The sequence below is a fragment of the Bacillota bacterium genome (genome assembly GCA_040754675.1).
Lineage (GTDB): Bacteria > Bacillota > Limnochordia > Limnochordales > Geochordaceae > Geochorda.
On record JBFMCJ010000794.1, the window covers coordinates 1 to 1,505 of the forward strand.

Annotated in this window: 2 protein-coding genes; both read left to right on the forward strand. The window is 69.9% G+C overall.

Going from position 1 to position 1,505, the window contains the following annotated elements; all coding sequences use genetic code 11:
* Positions 1–1,004, forward strand: a 1,004-nt coding sequence (locus AB1609_23700) for an OB-fold nucleic acid binding domain-containing protein (GenBank protein ID MEW6049440.1), incomplete at its 5' end; no start/stop codon positions are given.
* An 11-nt stretch (positions 1,005–1,015) separates the two neighbouring features.
* On the forward strand, positions 1,016–1,505 hold a 490-nt coding region (locus AB1609_23705; protein MEW6049441.1), incomplete at its 3' end, for a phosphatidylglycerophosphatase A.

The window sequence follows — 1,505 nt, forward strand, 5'->3', positions numbered from 1 at the left end:
TTGTGGGGCTCACCGATTTCTGCTCTCGTACGCTCGAGCATGCGACGTCGCCCGGAGCGTTCAACCAGAGGGTCGTCGAGAGTCTCATCAAGGCCGGCGCGCTCGATGCGTTCGGGCCGCGCTCGGCGCTGCTGGCGGCACTGAAGGATGTGTGGGAGAGCTGCCACGGCCGCCGGGGAGGCGGGGCTCCGGTGGAGCAGGCAAGCCTGCTCGACCTGTTCGGCGCGGACACAACCTCCCCGTCCCTCTTGAAGCCACAGGACCGCCTGCCGGCGGTGCCGCCCGAGAGCGTACAGGAGCGGCTTGCCTGGGAGCGTGAGGCGCTGGGCTTCTACTTTTCCGGCCACCCGGCAGAGCAGTGGCGCAGGCGGCTGGCGCTCTTCCGGGAGAGCGCCATGGGTGAGCTCGCCGACGCGCAAGACGGCGCCCCCACGGTGGTGGCGGGCCTGGTGCAGTCCGACCGCCGCACGCAGACGCGTTCGGGGGGCACCATGCGGCGCATCCTGCTGGAGGACGAGACCGGGAGCGCGGAGGTGCTGGTCTTTCCCCGGAGCATGGACCAGTTCGAGGAGGCGCGCCCCGGGGCGCCGGCACTGGTCTGGGGAACGATCAGCCGGGACGACGACGGTTCGGTCAAGATAATCGGTGATCGGGCTATGCCGCTTGACCGCCTGGTGGTGGTACGATTGGGTCGAGCGGCCCGAGAAAAAGGCACGTCCCGGCGGCACGGAAGCGAACTGGTGGAGAAGGTGGCCGAGCTGCTGCGGCGGTTCCCCGGGGACACCCCGGTGGTCATCCAAATGCAGGCCGGCGGGCGGCGGCGGCTGGCCGCGGTGCAGCGGGCGCTCTGGGTGAGCGCCAGCCCCGAACTCGCTACGGCGCTGGAGGCGGTTACCGGCGAGCCGCCACTCTTGCTCGGGGGAAGTGACGAGGTCGAAGGCGCCTCGACCGCCGGAGCAGGGGTGTGGCAGGGCGCCAGCACCGCGGGCGTTCAGGCGCCTTAGGGGGAAGACGATTGAGAGAACAGGTCATCGAATGGCTACGTTCCCGGGGAGTCGAACTGGAAGATATTGCCCGGGTGGTGCTGGAAATCCAGAAGCCCAGGTTGCCGGAGATCACCCTGGCGGAATGCCTCGAGAGCGTCGAGCGGGTCATTGACAAGCGGGAGGCGCAGTTCGCCATCCTCACCGGCATTGCGCTGGACGTGCTCGCGGAGCAGGGGCAGCTTCCTGACCCGCTGCGGACGGCGGTGAGGGAGGACAGCCCCCTGTACGGCATCGACGAGGTGCTGGCGCTGGCCATCACCAACCTCTACGGGTCGGTGGGGCTCACCGCGTTCGGGTACCTGGATAAGCGGAAGCCGGGTATCATCGGCCAGCTCAACCGGCACCGGGACGGGGCGGTGCACACGTTCCTGGACGACCTGGTGGCGGGTGTGGCGGCCGCCGCAGCGGCACGCGTCGCGCACCGGCGGCCCCAGGCCGTGGATGGCGTGCCGCAGGCGC